At 68.5% G+C, this 16864-nt stretch carries 20 protein-coding genes; 13 read left to right on the top strand and 7 right to left on the bottom strand.

What is annotated here, in order from left to right; all coding sequences use genetic code 11:
• The first annotated feature begins 62 nt into the window (after positions 1 to 62).
• Both dnr and HMPREF2581_RS16605 read left to right on the top strand, forming a co-directional pair.
• A complete protein-coding gene (gene dnr / locus HMPREF2581_RS16610) occupies positions 63 to 746 on the top strand; it encodes a transcriptional regulator Dnr (RefSeq protein WP_003084891.1) in 684 nt (227 codons plus the stop codon).
• A gap of 83 nt (positions 747 to 829) precedes the next feature.
• Positions 830 to 1024: a hypothetical protein gene (locus HMPREF2581_RS16605; protein WP_003084889.1), complete on the top strand. Its 195-nt coding sequence runs from the start codon at positions 830 to 832 to the stop codon at positions 1022 to 1024.
• Positions 1025 to 1030: 6 nt separating this feature from the next.
• Here HMPREF2581_RS16605 and HMPREF2581_RS16600 read toward each other — a convergent pair whose 3' ends face one another.
• From HMPREF2581_RS16600 to nirQ, 6 genes are all read right to left on the bottom strand, one after another.
• Entirely contained in the window at positions 1031 to 2869 is a 1839-nt protein-coding gene (locus HMPREF2581_RS16600; protein ID WP_003137321.1) for a nitric oxide reductase activation protein NorD, read from the bottom strand.
• Between the two features lies 1 nt (position 2870).
• Positions 2871 to 4268, bottom strand: coding sequence for a nitric-oxide reductase subunit NorB (norB, locus tag HMPREF2581_RS16595; RefSeq protein ID WP_003137320.1), 1398 nt, complete (start codon positions 4266 to 4268; stop codon positions 2871 to 2873).
• Complete coding sequence (gene norC / locus HMPREF2581_RS16590) at positions 4268 to 4708, bottom strand: nitric oxide reductase subunit NorC (RefSeq protein WP_003084881.1); 441 nt, start codon at positions 4706 to 4708, stop codon at positions 4268 to 4270. The genes norB and norC overlap by 1 nt, the downstream gene beginning before the upstream one ends.
• An 89-nt stretch (positions 4709 to 4797) precedes the next feature.
• Positions 4798 to 5055 (bottom strand): cytochrome C oxidase subunit IV family protein, encoded by a 258-nt coding sequence (locus tag HMPREF2581_RS16585; RefSeq protein ID WP_003084879.1) that lies wholly within the window; start codon positions 5053 to 5055, stop codon positions 4798 to 4800.
• 7 nt (positions 5056 to 5062) lie between these two features.
• A complete protein-coding gene (locus tag HMPREF2581_RS16580; protein ID WP_003118864.1) occupies positions 5063 to 5590 on the bottom strand; it encodes a cytochrome c oxidase subunit 3 in 528 nt (175 codons plus the stop codon).
• 34 nt (positions 5591 to 5624) lie between these two features.
• Positions 5625 to 6407 carry a transcriptional regulator NirQ gene (gene nirQ / locus HMPREF2581_RS16575; protein WP_003137319.1) on the bottom strand — a complete coding sequence of 261 codons (783 nt, stop codon included), beginning with the start codon at positions 6405 to 6407 and terminating at the stop codon, positions 5625 to 5627.
• Positions 6408 to 6622: 215 nt separating this feature from the next.
• Here nirQ and nirS point away from each other — a divergent pair, with 215 nt between their 5' ends.
• From nirS to nirN, 11 genes are read left to right on the top strand one after another with little or no spacing between them, the layout of a single operon-like run.
• Positions 6623 to 8329 carry a nitrite reductase gene (nirS, locus tag HMPREF2581_RS16570; protein WP_003084873.1) on the top strand — a complete coding sequence of 569 codons (1707 nt, stop codon included), beginning with the start codon at positions 6623 to 6625 and terminating at the stop codon, positions 8327 to 8329.
• 50 nt (positions 8330 to 8379) lie between these two features.
• Complete coding sequence (nirM, locus tag HMPREF2581_RS16565; protein ID WP_003084872.1) at positions 8380 to 8694, top strand: cytochrome C-551; 315 nt, start codon at positions 8380 to 8382, stop codon at positions 8692 to 8694.
• A complete protein-coding gene (gene nirC / locus HMPREF2581_RS16560) occupies positions 8691 to 9050 on the top strand; it encodes a cytochrome c55X (RefSeq protein ID WP_003084870.1) in 360 nt (119 codons plus the stop codon). The genes nirM and nirC overlap by 4 nt, the downstream gene beginning before the upstream one ends.
• Entirely contained in the window at positions 9047 to 10225 is a 1179-nt protein-coding gene (gene nirF, locus HMPREF2581_RS16555; protein WP_003084866.1) for a heme d1 biosynthesis protein NirF, read from the top strand. The genes nirC and nirF overlap by 4 nt, the downstream gene beginning before the upstream one ends.
• An 8-nt stretch (positions 10226 to 10233) precedes the next feature.
• Complete coding sequence (locus HMPREF2581_RS16550) at positions 10234 to 10686, top strand: AsnC family transcriptional regulator (RefSeq protein ID WP_003084864.1); 453 nt, start codon at positions 10234 to 10236, stop codon at positions 10684 to 10686.
• The gene (locus HMPREF2581_RS16545; protein WP_003084862.1) at positions 10683 to 11207 is read left to right on the top strand and encodes a siroheme decarboxylase subunit beta; all 525 of its coding nucleotides are present in this window, start codon (positions 10683 to 10685) and stop codon (positions 11205 to 11207) included. Before HMPREF2581_RS16550 ends, HMPREF2581_RS16545 begins: the two co-directional genes overlap by 4 nt.
• Positions 11200 to 11643: an Lrp/AsnC family transcriptional regulator gene (locus tag HMPREF2581_RS16540; protein ID WP_003084860.1), complete on the top strand. Its 444-nt coding sequence runs from the start codon at positions 11200 to 11202 to the stop codon at positions 11641 to 11643. The genes HMPREF2581_RS16545 and HMPREF2581_RS16540 overlap by 8 nt, the downstream gene beginning before the upstream one ends.
• Positions 11618 to 12133 carry a siroheme decarboxylase subunit beta gene (locus tag HMPREF2581_RS16535; RefSeq protein WP_003084858.1) on the top strand — a complete coding sequence of 172 codons (516 nt, stop codon included), beginning with the start codon at positions 11618 to 11620 and terminating at the stop codon, positions 12131 to 12133. Before HMPREF2581_RS16540 ends, HMPREF2581_RS16535 begins: the two co-directional genes overlap by 26 nt.
• Positions 12127 to 13290 (top strand): heme d1 biosynthesis radical SAM protein NirJ, encoded by a 1164-nt coding sequence (gene nirJ, locus HMPREF2581_RS16530; protein WP_003084852.1) that lies wholly within the window; start codon positions 12127 to 12129, stop codon positions 13288 to 13290. The genes HMPREF2581_RS16535 and nirJ overlap by 7 nt, the downstream gene beginning before the upstream one ends.
• A 10-nt stretch (positions 13291 to 13300) precedes the next feature.
• Positions 13301 to 14140 (top strand): uroporphyrinogen-III C-methyltransferase, encoded by an 840-nt coding sequence (cobA, locus tag HMPREF2581_RS16525; protein WP_003137316.1) that lies wholly within the window; start codon positions 13301 to 13303, stop codon positions 14138 to 14140.
• A complete protein-coding gene (nirN, locus tag HMPREF2581_RS16520; protein WP_003137314.1) occupies positions 14131 to 15612 on the top strand; it encodes a dihydro-heme d1 dehydrogenase in 1482 nt (493 codons plus the stop codon). The genes cobA and nirN overlap by 10 nt, the downstream gene beginning before the upstream one ends.
• Before the next feature lie 332 nt (positions 15613 to 15944).
• On the opposite strand, the gene HMPREF2581_RS16515 is transcribed toward nirN, so the two are convergent.
• Positions 15945 to 16864: acyl-CoA dehydrogenase C-terminal domain-containing protein (locus tag HMPREF2581_RS16515; RefSeq protein WP_048765244.1), on the bottom strand; the 920-nt coding region annotated here is incomplete at its 5' end.

Below are 16864 nucleotides of genomic sequence, written 5' to 3'. Positions count from 1 at the left end.
AGATGATCTGCGCCGGGCCCGCTACAGTGGCCAGTCCCCTCATCATCGCGAGCCTTCCCAGCATGGAATTCCAGCGCGTCCACCAGCAGTTGCTGCAAAGCCACCACCTGTTCGAACCGCTTTCTCCCGTCCAGCTCCAGGAACTGCTCGCCAGCAGCGACCTGGTCAACCTCGACAAGGGCGCCTACGTGTTCCGCCAGGGCGAGCCGGCGCACGCCTTCTACTACCTGATTTCCGGCTGCGTGAAGATCTACCGGCTGACCCCGGAAGGCCAGGAGAAGATTCTCGAAGTGACCAACGAACGCAACACCTTCGCCGAGGCGATGATGTTCATGGACACCCCGAACTACGTGGCCACCGCCCAGGCCGTGGTGCCCAGCCAGCTGTTCCGTTTCTCCAACAAGGCCTACCTGCGCCAGTTGCAGGACAACACCCCGTTGGCCCTGGCCCTGCTGGCCAAGCTCAGCACCCGCCTGCACCAGCGCATCGACGAGATCGAGACGCTTTCCCTGAAGAACGCCACCCACCGCGTGGTGCGCTACCTGCTGACCCTCGCCGCCCACGCGCCGGGGGAGAACTGCCGGGTGGAAATCCCGGTGGCCAAGCAACTGGTGGCCGGTCACCTGTCGATCCAGCCGGAAACCTTCTCGCGGATCATGCACCGCCTCGGCGACGAGGGCATCATCCGCCTCGACGGCCGCGAAATCAGCATCCTCGACCGCGAACGCCTGGAGTGCTTCGAGTGAACAGCCCCGCCGCTTGATCGCGGTCAAGCGCGCCACGGCCCGTCCACCGGCAAGCTGGCGGGGTCGAGCCCGCGAGAACGCCCATGCGCCAATGCCTGTATTGCCTCCATGAAACCGAAGGCGCGGAAAGCGCCTGCGAACAGTGCGGCATGCCACTGCCCAGCGCTTCCCAGCGCCAGCTCCAGGGTCGCCGGCAGCGGCGCTTCGCCTGGTTCTGCGTCGGGCTGGCGCTGTTCTGCCTGGGCATGATGCTCTGGCTGCCGCGCGATGTTCCCTGAGGCCTCTCAGCGGCGCAGGCGCCGATAGAGCTGGAGCAGGCGCTCGGGCAACTGCCCGGCGCGCTCGACCAGCGCGAAGCCGTCGGCGCCGAACAGGTAGGGCAGGTAGTCCGCCGCCTCCTTGTCGATGGTGATGCAGAACGGCACCAGTCCCTGGCTGCGCGCCTCGATCACCGCCTGGCGGGTGTCCTCGATGCCGTAGCGGCCCTCGTAGCGGTCCAGGTCGTTGGGCTTGCCGTCGCTCAACAGCAACAGCAGGCGACGCTTCTGCGGCTGCCCGCCGAGCTCCTGGCTGGCCCGGCGGATCGCCGCGCCCATCCGCGTGTAGTAGCCCGGCGAGAGCGCCAGCACGCGACCGCGGACCTCGCCGCCGTAGCCTTCGTCGAAGTCCTTCAGCACCTGCCAGCGCACCTGCTGCCGGCGCACCGAGGAAAACCCGTACAGCGCGAAGGGGTCGCCCAGTGCCTGCAATGCCTCGCCGAACAGCAGCAGGCTGTCGACGATGCTGTCGATCACTCGCCGCTGGTCGTCGAGGTAGGCTTCGGTGGACATCGACAGGTCCGCCAGCAACAGGCAGGCGAGGTCGCGCCGGCGCGGCCGCTGTTCGAGGAACAGGCCTGGCTGGGTGGAACCGCCGCGCCGCCGCTCGACCTGGAAGTCGAGCCAGGCATCGAGGTCGATCTCGTCGCCTTGCGGCTGCTGGCGCAGGCGTTGGCGACCGTCGCGCAGGCAGGCGAACTGGCGGCGCAGATGCAGCGCGGTCTTCTCCAGGTGCGCCGGCAGGCTGGCGCTGGTCGCGCCGCGCGGCCGCATCGGTTGCAGCAGCACGTGGTCGCTCAGCAGGCGCTGCTGCCGATAGTCCCACTCGGGCAGCTTCAGCCCGGGGCCGAGCGGCAGGTCATCGTAGTCGGCGGCCGGCAGGTCGAGATCCAGGCGCAGGCCGCCGCCCTTCTGCGTGCGCTGGCGCGACAGCGACAGGTAGTCGAGGTCTTCGGCGACGCGCGCGCCGTCCGGGTCGTCCTCGTCGTCGCTACAGCGGTCCAGGGCCAGGTGCTCCGACCAACTGAGCAGGCTTTCCAGGCGGAACAGCAGCAGGTTGCGCTCGCTCTCGCGCTCCTCGACGCGCTCGGCGCGCTTGCGCGCTCCGCTGCGGGCGACCTGGCGCTTGCCGGCGCCGGCGGCCGCTTCCTCGCCGTCCTCCGCGCTGGCGGAAGGCGTCCAGCGCTCGCCGGGATACAGCCACAGCGGCACCGGCCAGGGCGCCCGCTCGACTCGCGGGAAGCGCTCGACGCTGCCCGGCTCGGCAAGCGCGCGGCGCAGGGCGATTTCCAGTTCGGCGTCTGCCGCCGGGCAATCGTCCAGCGACGGGCGCTGGCGCAGATGCGCGGCGACCAGCCGGGCGTAGCGCGGGCGCAGCGCCGGATAGGCATCGAGCAACTGCCGCGCCCAGCGCTGGTTGTCCTGGGCCCAGTGCCGCAGCGGCCCGGCGCTGGCCGCCAGTAGCGCCAGCCAGCGATACAGTTCACGGTTCAGCTCGGCCTGCGGATAGACCGCGAGGGATTCCGGCAGGCGCAGGCTGTCGCCGTTGAACCAGGACACCGGGGCCTGCTCGCAGGTCCCGGCGACCCGCTGCAACCAGGTGCGGCGTAGCAGCAGGCGGCGCGCCGGGGTCGCCTCGAGGGCTACCCCCGGTGCGCCGCCGAGCGCCCGGAAGAGCATGCCGAGCGGACGCCGCATGCTCTCCAGGGTCACCCGCGCCGCCTCGAACTCGCCGCTGGCATGGCGGGTGATGAAGCGGTGCCAGTGGGCGCCGACCCATTCCTCCAGCTCGACGGCGAAGGCCATCTCAGGCGGCCGCCTTGCCGCGCCGGAAGCTCAGCAGGTAGGCGACCAGGCCGATGAGGAACACCACCCCGGCGCCTTCGCGCAGCCAGTAGAAGATCGCCAGCTGGTCCTGGGTGGCCATGAAGGTCATCGCCGCGCCGTCCGCCGGCATCCGTTGCAGCCAGACCTGCAGCACCCCGGCCGCGGAGAGGAACAGGGTGATGAACACCATCGCCACGGTCATCAGCCAGAAGCCCCACATCTCCAGGACCTGCGAGCGGTTGTCCATCGCCTCGCCGATCCCGCGCAGGCGCGGCATGGCGTAGGAGATGATGGTCATCACGATCATCGCGTAGGCGCCATAGAAGGCCATGTGGCCGTGGGCGGCGGTGAGCTGGGTGCCGTGGGTGTAGTAGTTGACCGGCGCCAGGGTATGCATGAAGCCCCACACTCCCGCGCCGAGGAAGGCCATCACTGTGGTGCCCATGGCCCACAGCGCGACCGCGCGGTTCGGATAGTCGCGGCGGCGGCGGTTGATGGTGTTGAAGGCGAACAGCACCATGGCGAAGAACGGCAGCGGCTCCAGCGCCGAGAATACCGAGCCGAGCCACAGCCAGTAGCCGGGCACGCCGATCCAGAAGTAGTGGTGGCCGGTGCCGATGATGCCGCTGATCAGCGCCATGGCGATGATCACGTAGAGCCACTTCTCGATCACCTCGCGGTCGACCCCGGTGACCTTCACCAGCACGAAGGCGAGGATCGCACCCATGATCAGTTCCCACACGCCTTCCACCCACAGGTGCACCACCCACCACCAGTAGAACTTGTCGCGGGTGAGGTTTTCCGGGTTGTAGAAGGAGAACAGGAACAGCAGGGCGAGGCCGATCAGGCCGGTCATCAGGACCATGCTGATGGCGGTCTTGCGCCCGCGCAGCACGGTCATGCCGACGTTGAACAGGAAGCCCAGGGCGACGATCACGATGCCCGCCTTGCTGATGGTCGGCTGTTCGAGGAACTCGCGGCCCATGGTCGGCCACAGTTCGTTGCCGGTGAGCCTGGCCAGGCCGGCGTAGGGCACCAGCAGGTAGCCGAGGATGGTCAGCACGCCGGCGGCGGCGAATACCCAGAACAGGATCCAGGCCAGCTTCGGGCTGTACAGCTCGCAGTCGCTCTCCTCCGGCACCAGGTAGTAGGCAGCGCCCATGAAGCCGAACAGCAGCCAGACGATCAGCAGGTTGGTGTGCACCATGCGCGCGACGTTGAAGGGGATCGCCGGGAACAGGAAGTCGCCGACCACGTACTGCAGGCCCATGATCAGGCCGAACAGGATCTGCCCGACGAAGAGGATCAGGGCGAACACGAAGTAGGGTTTGGCGACCGCCTGCGAGGCGAATTTCAGGGAGCCATTGGGCGACATCATCAACCCTCCTTGTTCGGCGGCCATTGGTTGGTATCGATCTTCGAGCTCCACTTGAGGAACTCGGCCAGGTCGTCGACCTGGCCCTCGCTGAGATGGAACTGCGGCATGGCGCGGCGGCCCGGCACGTTCAGCGGCTGGATCTTCATCCAGGCCTGGAGGAAGGTGTTGAAGCCCTCCTCGCCGCCACGGCGTCCGACCACGTTGCCCAGCTCCGGCGCGAAGTAGGCGCCCTCGCCGAGCAGGGTGTGGCAGCCGACGCAGTTGTTCTGCTCCCAGACCAGCTTGCCGCGCACCACCGCGGCGCTCATCGCGGCCTCGTTGGTGCGCTCGGGCAGGGTCTTCTCGGTGTGGTAGGTCAGGGCCAGGAACAGCAGGATGAAGAACACACTCCCGCCGAAATAGATGTTCCTGGCCATGCCTTTGGTAAAGGTCTCGGACATGCGGCCTCCTGGAATGGGTGGTGCGGCGATTCTAGGAAGCGGCGGCGGCGAACCCGCTTGATGGCAATCAAGATTCCCGAACGATTTACTCAGTTATTCATCCGCGCCAGGTACAGCGCAGCGCCCACCGCCAGGGCCATCAGCAGCGGCCAGGCCAGCAGCAGGCGGCGCCATAGCGCCGGGGCATGGGCCAGCTCCATGAAGCGCTCGCCGATCAGCCAGCCCTTGGCCACCGCGCAGGCCAGCACCGCCGCCAGCAGCCAGGGAGAGTCGCCGGCGCCGCCCAGCAGCACACCGGCCACGGCCAGCGCCAGCAACGCCAGCCAGCAGAGGGTCAGGGTTCGCATCGGCACCTCATTGCAGGACGTAGACCAGCGGGAACAGCAGCACCCAGACCAGGTCGACCATGTGCCAGTAGAGCACTCCCGACTCCAGTCCCGAGCAAGCCTGCGGCGTATAACACCGGCGCCAGCAGGCCTGCGCCAGCCAGCCGAGGATCAGCAGGCCGAGCAGGACGTGGAGGAAATGGAAGCCGGTCAGGCACCAGTAGAGGGTGAAGAAAGTGTCGTGCTCGATGTCCAGGCCGAGATCGGCGAGCCGCCCGTACTCGTGCAGCTTCAGGCCGACGTAGACCAGCGCCAGCAGCAGCGCCGCCAGCAACCAGCCGCTCGCCTGGCGCGGCCGTCCGCGGCGCACCGCATGCACCGCCAGCGCGGCGAGCCAGCCGGAGCTGAGCAGGGCCACGGTCAGCAACAGGCCCCAGCGGCTATCCAGTTGCTCCCGGCCGGCACGGAACAGCTCCGGCTGCCAGGCCTGGGCGCCGGCGAACGCCAGCAGCAGCAGGCTGAACACGCTGAGTTCGGCGAGGATGAAGAACCACATCGCCAGGTCGCCGGGCAGGCGCCGCTCGACGGTATCAGGCGACATGGAGATCGACGATGTCCATCAGCGCCGCCACCGTCGCCGGGTCGTCCGAGAGCGGTTCGGCCAGCGCCACCCGGCACGCCTCGCGCGGGTCCATGCCGTCGCCGATGAGGCGCGCGGCGAAGATCAGCAGGCGGGTCGAGGCGACTTCCTCCAGGTCGTGCTGCTCCAGCCGCCGCAGCGCCTGGCCCAACTGCACCAGGCGCTGCGCCAGGGCCTCGGCACAACCGCTCTCGCCGACCAGGATGCGTGCCTCGTGCTGCGCCGCCGGGTAGTCGAAGCGCAACGCGACGAAACGCTGCCGGGTGCTGGGCTTCAGGCCCTTGAGCAGGTTCTGGTAGCCGGGGTTGTAGGACACCACCAGCATGAACGAAGGCGGCGCCTGCAACGTCTCGCCGGTGCGCTCCAGGTACAGCTCGCGGCGGTCGTCGGCCAGCGGGTGGATGGCGACCGTGGTGTCCTGGCGCGCCTCCACCACTTCGTCCAGGTAGCAGATACCGCCTTCGCGCACCGCGCGGGTCAGCGGGCCGTCCTGCCACCAGGTGCCGTCGGCGCCGATCAGATGGCGGCCGAGCAGGTCGGCGGCGCCCAGGTCGTCGTGGCAGGCGACGCTGTACAGCGGCAGTTCCAGGCGCCGCGCCATGTACTGGACGAAGCGGGTCTTGCCGCAACCGGTGGGGCCCTTGAGCAATACCGGCAGGCCGTGCCGCCAGGCGCGCTCGAAGACTTCGATCTCATGGCCGGTGGCCTCGTAGAAGGGTGTCGCGTCCCGCATGTCCTACTCCTGCGCTAGGGATTAGGACCGCACGCTATTCACAGTTGGAAGGTGCCACAAGCGCAAAGCAACGCAATCTTGATTCCGGTCAAGCAAGGGTAAAGACCCTGCTTTCTATGATCCTTTCGCGCCATGAATTCCCGGGAGTTCCCGACGCAGCCACCCCCAAAACACTGCTAAGGGAGCGCCTCGCAGGGCTCCTGAGGAGATAGACCATGCCATTTGGCAAGCCACTGGTGGGCACCTTGCTCGCCTCGCTGACGCTGCTGGGCCTGGCCACCGCTCACGCCAAGGACGACATGAAAGCCGCCGAGCAATACCAGGGTGCCGCTTCCGCCGTCGATCCCACTCACGTGGTGCGCACCAACGGTGCCCCCGACATGAGTGAAAGCGAGTTCAACGAGGCCAAGCAGATCTACTTCCAACGCTGCGCCGGTTGCCACGGCGTCCTGCGCAAGGGCGCCACCGGCAAGCCGCTGACCCCGGACATCACCCAGCAACGCGGCCAGCAATACCTGGAAGCGCTGATCACCTACGGCACCCCGCTGGGCATGCCGAACTGGGGCAGCTCCGGCGAGCTGAGCAAGGACCAGATCACCCTGATGGCCAAGTACATCCAGCACACCCCGCCGCAACCGCCGGAGTGGGGCATGCCGGAGATGCGCGAATCGTGGAAGGTGCTGGTGAAGCCGGAGGACCGGCCGAAGAAACAGCTCAACGACCTCGACCTGCCCAACCTGTTCTCGGTGACCCTGCGCGACGCCGGGCAGATCGCCCTGGTCGACGGCGACAGCAAGAAGATCGTCAAGGTCATCGATACCGGCTATGCCGTGCATATCTCGCGGATGTCCGCTTCCGGCCGCTATCTGCTGGTGATCGGCCGCGACGCGCGGATCGACATGATCGACCTGTGGGCCAAGGAGCCGACCAAGGTCGCCGAGATCAAGATCGGCATCGAGGCGCGCTCGGTGGAAAGCTCCAAGTTCAAGGGCTACGAGGACCGCTACACCATCGCCGGCGCCTACTGGCCGCCGCAGTTCGCGATCATGGACGGCGAGACCCTGGAGCCGAAGCAGATCGTCTCCACCCGCGGCATGACCGTAGACACCCAGACCTACCACCCGGAACCGCGCGTGGCGGCGATCATCGCCTCCCACGAGCACCCCGAGTTCATCGTCAACGTGAAGGAGACCGGCAAGGTCCTGCTGGTCAACTACAAGGATATCGACAACCTCACCGTCACCAGCATCGGTGCGGCGCCGTTCCTCCACGACGGCGGCTGGGACAGCAGCCACCGCTACTTCATGACCGCCGCCAACAACTCCAACAAGGTTGCCGTGATCGACTCCAAGGACCGTCGCCTGTCGGCCCTGGTCGACGTCGGCAAGACCCCGCACCCGGGGCGTGGCGCCAACTTCGTGCATCCCAAGTACGGCCCGGTGTGGAGCACCAGCCACCTGGGCGACGGCAGCATCTCGCTGATCGGCACCGATCCGAAGAACCATCCGCAGTACGCCTGGAAGAAAGTCGCCGAGCTACAGGGCCAGGGCGGCGGCTCGCTGTTCATCAAGACCCATCCGAAGTCCTCGCACCTCTACGTCGACACCACCTTCAACCCCGACGCCAGGATCAGCCAGAGCGTCGCGGTGTTCGACCTGAAGAACCTCGACGCCAAGTACCAGGTGCTGCCGATCGCCGAATGGGCCGATCTCGGCGAAGGCGCCAAGCGGGTGGTGCAGCCCGAGTACAACAAGCGCGGCGATGAAGTCTGGTTCTCGGTGTGGAACGGCAAGAACGACAGCTCCGCGCTGGTGGTGGTGGACGACAAGACCCTGAAGCTCAAGGCCGTGGTCAAGGACCCGCGGCTGATCACCCCGACCGGCAAGTTCAACGTCTACAACACCCAGCACGACGTGTACTGAGACCCGCGTGCGGGGCACGCCCCGCGCGCTCCCCCCTACGAGGAACCGTGATGAAACCGTACGCACTGCTTTCGCTGCTCGCCACCGGCACCCTGCTCGCCCAGGGCGCCTGGGCCGAAGACCCCGAAGTGCTGTTCAAGAACAAGGGCTGCGTGGCCTGCCATGCCATCGACACCAAGATGGTCGGCCCGGCCTACAAGGACGTCGCCGCCAAGTTCGCCGGCCAGGCCGGCGCCGAAGCGGAACTCGCGCAGCGGATCAAGAACGGCAGCCAGGGCGTCTGGGGCCCGATCCCGATGCCGCCGAACGCGGTCAGCGACGACGAGGCGCAGACCCTGGCGAAGTGGGTCCTGTCGCAGAAATGAACGCCCCTCCGGACTTCCGGCGCGCCGCCAGCCACGCCTTGTGGCTGGCCCTCGCGCTGACGTTCGCCTGTCCTCTTCCGGGCCTGGCCGACGAGCATCCCGATGCCCGTCGCCAGGCCCAGTTGCGTCACCTGCTGTTGCAGGACTGCGGCTCCTGCCACGGCCTGCGCCTGACCGGCGGCCTCGGCCCGGCGCTGACCCCCGAGGCCCTGCGCGGCAAGCCGCGCGAATCGCTGGTCGCCACCGTGCTCATGGGCCGTCCGCAAACCCCGATGCCCCCCTGGGCCGGCCTGCTCAGCGAAGACGACGCCGGCTGGCTGGTGGACCGCCTGATCGAAGGAGAGATCGCCCCATGAACCTGCGTCCCCTCGCGCCGCTTTTCCTCGCCCTGCTCGCCGGCTGTAGCCAGCAGCCGCCCTTGCGCGGCAGCGGCGACCTCGGCGTGCTGATCGAACGCGCCGACGGCAGCGTGCAGATCCTCGACGGCACGGCGAAGACCTCGCTGGCGCGGGTCGAAGGCCTCGGCGACCTGTCCCACGCCTCCCTGGTGTTCTCCCGCGACCAGCGCTACGCCTACGTATTCGGTCGCGACGGCGGCCTGACCAAGCTCGACCTGCTGGCCCAGCGCATCGACAAGCGCCTGATCCAGGGCGGCAACAGCATCGGCGGAGCGATCAGCCAGGACGGTCGGCTGGTCGCGGTATCCAACTACGAGCCGGGCGGGGTCAAGGTGTTCGACAGCCGCACCCTGGAGCTGGTCGCCGAGATTCCCGCCACCCGCCTCCCCGGCCAGGACAGGAACTCCCGGGTGGTCGGCCTGGTCGACGCGCCCGGGCAGCGCTTCGTGTTCAGCCTGTTCGACAGCGGCGAGATCTGGATCGCCGACTTCAGCCAGGGCGACACGCCGCACCTGACCCGCTTCCGCGATATCGGCAAGCAACCCTACGACGCCCTCATCAGTCCCGACGGGCGCTACTACATGGCCGGGCTGTTCGGCGAGGACGGCATGGCCCAGCTCGACCTCTGGCACCCGGAGCGCGGCGTCAGGCGCGTACTCGGCGACTACGGCCGCGGCCAACGCAAGCTGCCGGTGTACAAGATGCCGCACCTGGAGGGCTGGACCATCGCCAGCGACCAGGCCTTCGTCCCGGCGGTCGGCCATCACCAGGTGCTGGTGCTCGACGCGCGCGACTGGAAGCAGACCGACGCCATCGACGTCGCCGGCCAGCCGGTGTTCGTCATGACTCGACCGGACGACCGGCAGATCTGGGTCAACTTCGCCTACCCGGACAACGACAAGGTGCAGGTCATCGACAGCGAGACCCACGAAGTGATCGAAACCCTGCGCCCTGGCCCCGGCGTACTGCACATGGAATTCAGCGGGCGCGGCGACCAGGTCTGGATCTCGGTGCGCGACGCCGACCAGTTGCAGGTCTGGGACCCGTACCGCCTGAAGCGCATCGGCAGCCTTCCGGCCCGCAGCCCGAGCGGCATCTTCTTCAGCCACCGCGCCCAGCACATCGGACTCTAGGAGGCACCATGGACGACCTCTCCCGCCGCCTCCTCGCCCGCTACCAGAAAGGCCTGCCGATCTGCGCGGAACCCTATCGGCGGATGGCCGAGACCCTGGGTTGCAGCGAAGCCGAGGTGCTCGAACGGCTGCGTCGCCTGGAAGCCGACGGCGCGTTGTCGCGGGTCGGCCCGGTGCTCCGCCACCAACGCGCCGGGGCCAGCACCCTGGCTGCCCTGGCGGTGCCCGAGGAGCGTCTGCAACGGGTCGCCGAGCGCATCAGCCAGTACGCCGAGGTCAACCACAACTACCAGCGCGAACACCGCTACAACCTGTGGTTCGTGCTCACCGCCGGCGACCGCGCGCAACTCGACCGGGTACTGGCGGAGATCGCCGCCGACACCGGCCTGCAACCCCTCGACCTGCCGATGCAGGAAGCCTACTGCATCGACCTCGCGTTTCCCCTGGAGGCCAGCCGATGAACCCCGTCGAACCCCTCGCCGCGCCGCAGCGGCAACACCTGCGCTACCTGCTGGAACAGGGCCTGCCGCTGGCCAGCCGGCCCTACCGGGTGCTCGCCGAACGCATCGGCGCCGGCGAAGACGAAGTGCTGGAACAGGTCCGCCGCTGGGACGAAGACGGCCTGTTCCGCCGCTTCGGAGTGATCCTCCACCACCGCGCCCTGGGCTATACCGCCAACGCCATGCTGGTGCTGGACGTCGCCGACGCGGAGGTCGACGTCGTCGGCCGCGCCCTCGCCCACGAAACGATCGTCTCGCTCTGTTACCGCCGCCCGCGTCGCCTGCCGATGTGGCCATACAACCTGTTTTGCATGATCCACGGCCGCGAGCGCGGCGAAGTGGAACGCCAGATCGAGGCCCTGCTGGAGCGCCACGCCCTGCGCCAGACACCGCACCGCTGGCTGTTCAGCCTGCGCGCCTACAAGCAGTGCGGCGGCCGCTACACCGCGCCGCCGGCCGACCTGGAGCGCCGCCATGGATGAGTTCGACCGGCGCCTGCTGAACCGCCTGCAACACGGCCTGCCGCTGGAGCCGCATCCCTACGCGCTGCTCGCCGCCGAGCTGGATTGCCGCGAGGAAGACATCCTGCGCCGCCTCGACGACCTGCTCGACGACGGCACCCTGACCCGCTTCGGTCCGCTGTTCGATATCGAGCCCCTCGGCGGTGCCTTCACCCTGGCCGCCATGAGCGTGCCGGAGGCGCGTTTCGAAGAGATCGCCGCGCTGCTCGCCGGCTGGCCGCAGGTCGCCCACAACTACCGTCGCGAGCACGCCCTGAACATGTGGCTGGTGGTCGCCTGCGACAGCCCGGCGGAGGTCGCCGAGACCCTTGCACGGCTGGAGCGCGAGAGCGGGCTGGCGGTACTCGACCTGCCCAAGGAGGCGACCTACCATGTCGGCCTGCATTTCCCCCTCTGACGCCCTGCTCGCCCGCCGCCTGATCGAACTGACCCAGGCCGGCCTGCCGCTGGTCGCCGACCCTTGGGCGTGGATCGCCGCGCAACTGCGGCTGAGCGAGGCGGAGACCCTGGCGCTGCTGAAGCGCCTGCGCGACGCCGGGGTGATCCGGCGCATCGCTGCGGTGCCCAACCACTATCGCCTTGGCTACCGGCACAACGGCATGACCGTCTGGGACGTCGCCGACGAACGCATCGAACGCCTCGGCCGGCTGGTCGGCGGGCTGTCCTTCGTCAGCCATTGCTACCGGCGCCCGCGCCATCTGCCGCAGTGGCGCTACAACCTGTTCGCCATGGTCCACGGCCGCAGCGAAGCGGAGATCGAAGGCTACCGCCAGCAGATCCGCCTGCTGCTCGGCGAGGACTGTCGCGCCGACGAGATGCTGGTGAGCAGCCGCATCCTGAAGAAGACCGGCCTGCGCCTGGCGCAGAAGGAGGAACGTCCATGCTGAGGATCAGCCATTACCTGCGCAGCCTCGCCGAGGACGCGCCGGCGCCGCGCCGCGCCGGCGGCAGGCGCGCCCCGGTGGTGATCTGGAACCTGCTGCGGCGCTGCAACCTGACCTGCAAGCACTGTTACTCCACCTCCGCCGACAGCGACTTCCGTGGCGAGCTGGAGACCGCGGAAATCCTTCGCGGCATCGACGACCTGCGCGCCGCCGGAGTGCGCGTGCTGATCCTCTCCGGCGGCGAACCGCTGATGCACCCGGACCTCTTCGAGATCGCCGCCCATGCGCGCCAGGCCGGGATGTTCGTGGCGCTGTCGAGCAACGGTACGCTGATCGACGAAGGCAACATCCAGCGCGTCGCCGAGGCCCGCTTCGACTACGTCGGCATCAGCCTCGACGGCCTGCGCGAGACCCACGACCGCTTCCGCCAGAAGCAGGGCAGCTTCGACGCCGCGCTGGCGGCCATGCGCCTGTGCCGCGAGGCGGATATCCGCGTCGGCATGCGCACCACCCTGACCGAGGAGAACGCCGCGCAACTACCGGCACTGCTCGACCTGATGCGCGAACTCGACGTGCAGAAGTTCTACCTCTCGCACCTCAACTACAGTGGCCGCGGCCGCCGCAGCCGCGCCCTCGACGCCCACCACCGGCGCACCCGCGAGGCCCTCGCGCTGCTCTTCGAACGGGCCGACGAGGACATCCGGCAGGGGCGCGACAGCGACTTCGTCACCGGCAACAACGACGCCGACGCGATCCTTCTCCTCGACTGGCTCAAGCGCCGCCGCCCGCAGCAATTGGCGCGTCTCTGCGAGCTGCTGCTGGACTGGGGCGGCAACGCCTCGGGCGAGGGCATCGCCAACATCGACAACACCGGCGAGGTGCATCCGGACAGCTACTGGTGGCACCACAGCGTCGGCAACATCCGCCATCAGCGCTTCGCCGACTTCTGGTTCGAGCGCCCCGACCCGCTGCTCCTGCAACTGCGCCAGCGCCCGCGACCGGTGGTCGGGCGCTGCAGCCAATGCCGCTGGCTGGACATCTGCAACGGCAACACCCGCACCCGCGCCTGGGCCGGCGGAGAACTCTGGGGCGAAGACCCCGGCTGCTACCTCAGCGATCAGGAAATCGGCCTCGAGCGCATCGCGCTGCACGCCGTCTAAGGAAAGCCTCATGAACACTACCGTGATTCCGCCGTCCCTCCTCGATGTCGATTTCCCTGCCGGCAGCGTCGCCCTGGTCGGCGCCGGCCCCGGCGATCCGGGCCTGCTCACCCTGCGCGCCTGGGCCCTGCTGCAACAGGCCGAGGTGGTGGTCTACGACCGCCTGGTCGCCCGCGAGCTGATCGCCCTTCTGCCGGAAAGCTGCCAGCGCATCTACGTCGGCAAGCGCTGCGGCCACCACAGCCTGCCGCAGGAAGAAATCAACGAGCTGCTGGTGCGCCTGGCCCGGCAGCAACGCCGGGTGGTCCGCCTGAAAGGCGGCGACCCGTTCATCTTCGGTCGCGGCGCCGAGGAGCTGGAGCGCCTGCTCGAGGCCGGCGTCGACTGCCAGGTGGTCCCCGGCGTCACCGCCGCCTCCGGTTGCAGTACCTACGCCGGCATCCCGCTGACCCACCGCGACCTCGCCCAGTCCTGCACCTTCGTCACCGGCCACCTGCAGAACGACGGCCGCCTCGACCTCGACTGGGCCGGCCTGGCGCGCGGCAAGCAGACCCTGGTGTTCTACATGGGCCTGGGCAACCTCGCCGAGATCGCCGCGCGCCTGGTCGAGCACGGCCTCGCCAGCGACACCCCGGCGGCGCTGGTCAGCCAGGGCACCCAGGCGGGCCAGCAGGTGACCCGCGGCGCCCTTTCCGAGCTGCCGGCGCTGGCGCGGCGCTACCAGTTGAAGCCGCCGACGCTGATCGTCGTCGGCCAGGTGGTGGCGCTCTTCGCCGAGCGCGCGATGGCGCATCCGTCATACCTGGGCGCCGGCTCGCCGGTCAGCCGCGAGGCCGTCGCATGCGCCTGATCGGCCTCGCCCTCGGCCTGCTCCTCGGCGCCCTCGCACAGGCCGGCGAAGCGCCGGGGGAAGCGCTCTACCGCCAGCACTGCCAGGCCTGCCACGGCGCCGGGCGGCTCGGCGGCAGCGGCCCGACCCTGCTCCCGGAAAGCCTTTCGCGGCTGAAGCCGGCGCAGGCCCGCGAGGTGATCCTGCACGGACGCCCGGCAACCCAGATGGCCGGCTTTGCCGGTCAATTGGACGACGCCGCGGCGGACGCCCTGGTCGCCTATCTCTACCAGGCGCCGCCGCGCGAACCGCAGTGGAGCGCCGAGAACATCCGGGCCAGCCAGGTTCAGCCGCATCCCCTCGCCACCCTGCCGTCCAGGCCGCGCTTCGAGGCCGACCCACTGAACCTGTTCGTGGTTGTGGAATCCGGCGACCACCACGTGACCATCCTCGACGGCGATCGCTTCGAGCCCATCGCCCGCTTCCCATCGCGCTACGCCCTGCACGGTGGTCCGAAGTTCTCCCCGGACGGGCGCCTGGTGTACTTCGCCTCGCGCGACGGCTGGGTGACCCTCTACGACCTGTACAACCTGAAGGTGGTCGCCGAGGTCCGCGCCGGCCTCAACACGCGCAACCTGGCGGTCAGCGACGACGGGCGCTGGGTCCTGGTGGGCAACTACCTGCCCGGCAACCTGGTGCTGCTGGACGCCCGCGACCTGTCCCTGGTGCAGGTCATCCCGGCGGCCGACGCCCAGGGCCAGGCCTCGCGGGTCAGCGCGGTATACACGGCACCGCCGCGGCACAGCTTCGTGGTCGCCCTGAAGGACGTCCACGAGCTGTGGGAGCTGCCCTATGCCAACGGCAAGCCGGTCGCGCCGAAACGGTTGGCGGTGGCCGACTACCTCGACGACTTCTCCTTCAGCCCCGACTACCGCTACCTGCTGGGCAGCTCGCGGCAGGCCAGGGGCGGCGAGGTGATCGAGCTGGACAGCGGCGCGCGGGTCGCCTCGATCCCGCTGTCGGGCATGCCGCACCTCGGCTCGGGCATCTACTGGAAGCGCGACGGGCGCTGGGTGTTCGCCACGCCGAACATCAGCCGCGGGGTGATCTCGGTGATCGACCTGCAAAACTGGAAGCCGTTGAAGGAAATCGTCACCGACGGCCCCGGCTTCTTCATGCGCAGCCATGCCGACTCGCCCTACGCCTGGACCGATACCTTCCTTGGCAAGAAACACGACGAGATCCTGCTGATCGACAAGCAGACCCTGGAAATCGCCCATCGCCTGCGCCCCAGCCCGGGCAAGGTGGCCGGCCACGTCGAGTTCACCCGCGACGGCCGCTACGCCCTGCTCAGCGTCTGGGACCGCGACGGCGCGCTGGTGGTCTACGACGCGCACAGCCTGGAGGAAGTGAAGCGACTGCCGATGAACAAGCCGTCGGGCAAGTACAACGTCGGCAACAAGATCGGCTATGCGGAGGGAACCTCGCACTGAGGCTCGGGCGAGACGCCATCAACGGATATCCCCGTATCCTCCGCGACGGACCGCGACAACCCTGTCTCCTCACGGCACGAGAAAAACCACGGGAATGGCGGATAACCGCAAGCGGTTATTCGCCCTACCGCCCACCCTGCGCGAGGAGCCCTAGGGCATAACGCCAACGGCGTTATCCGCCGATCACCCTGTCCCATCACGGCCCCGAGAAAACCCTGGGAATGGCGGATAGCCGCAAGCGGATATCCACCCCCACCCGTCCCGCGCGCCGAGCCCCCGGCGCCCAGAAAAAAGCCCCGCATCGCGGGGCTTTCCGTCTCAGGCGCCAGGCCTCAGAACTGCTCGGCGTCCAGCAGGTACAGCGACTCGCTGCCGGCGCGCACGGAGGCGCTCAGGGAATGGATGCGCGGCAGCAGGCGGGCGAAGTAGAAGCGCGCGGTACCCAGCTTGCTGGCGTAGAAGTCGTCCTCGCCCTGCTTGGCCAGCGCGGTGCGCGCCATCAATGCCCACATGTAGGCATAGGCGGTGTAGCCGAACACATGCAGGTATTCGACCGACGCCGCGCCGATCTCGTTGGGGTTGCCCTTGGCGCGGTCGAGCAGCCAGGCGGTCAGCTCTTCCAGGTTCTCCACGGCGGCCGCCAGCGGCTTGCTGAACTCGCCCAGGGCCTCGTCGGCGGAAGCGACGAAGGCCTTGATCTCGTCGGTGAAGTGACGGGAGAAGGCGCCGCCGCTGCCGATCACCTTACGTCCCACCAAGTCGAGCGCCTGAATGCCGTTGGTGCCTTCGTAGATCTGCGTGATGCGACAGTCGCGCACCAGTTGCTCCTGGCCCCATTCGCGGATGAAGCCGTGGCCGCCGAAGATCTGCTGGCCATGGATAGTGGTTTCCAGTCCCATGTCGGTGAGGAATGCCTTGGCCACCGGGGTCAGCAGCGCCACCAGCTCTTCCGCACGCTTGCGGGTGACCGCGTCTTCGCTGTACTTGGCGGTGTCCAGCTGCATCGCGACGTAGCTGGAGAAGGCGCGGCCGCCTTCGTTCAGCGCCTTCATGGTGAGCAGCATGCGGCGCACGTCGGGGTGCACGATGATCGGGTCGGCGGCCTTGTCCTTGGCTACCGGGCCGGTCGGCGCGCGGCTCTGGATACGCTCGCGGGCATACTCGATGGCGCTCTGGTAGGAGCGCTCGCCGGTGGCCAGGCCCTGGATGCCGACGCCAAGGCGCTCGTAGTTCATCATGGTGAACATCGCCG

Origin of the sequence: Pseudomonas sp. HMSC057H01 (genome assembly GCF_001836405.1) — a bacterium.
GTDB classification, from domain to species: Bacteria; Pseudomonadota; Gammaproteobacteria; order Pseudomonadales; family Pseudomonadaceae; genus Pseudomonas; species Pseudomonas aeruginosa.
The sequence above is the reverse complement of the archived record's forward strand: the minus strand, read 5'-3'. Positions and strand labels throughout refer to the sequence as shown.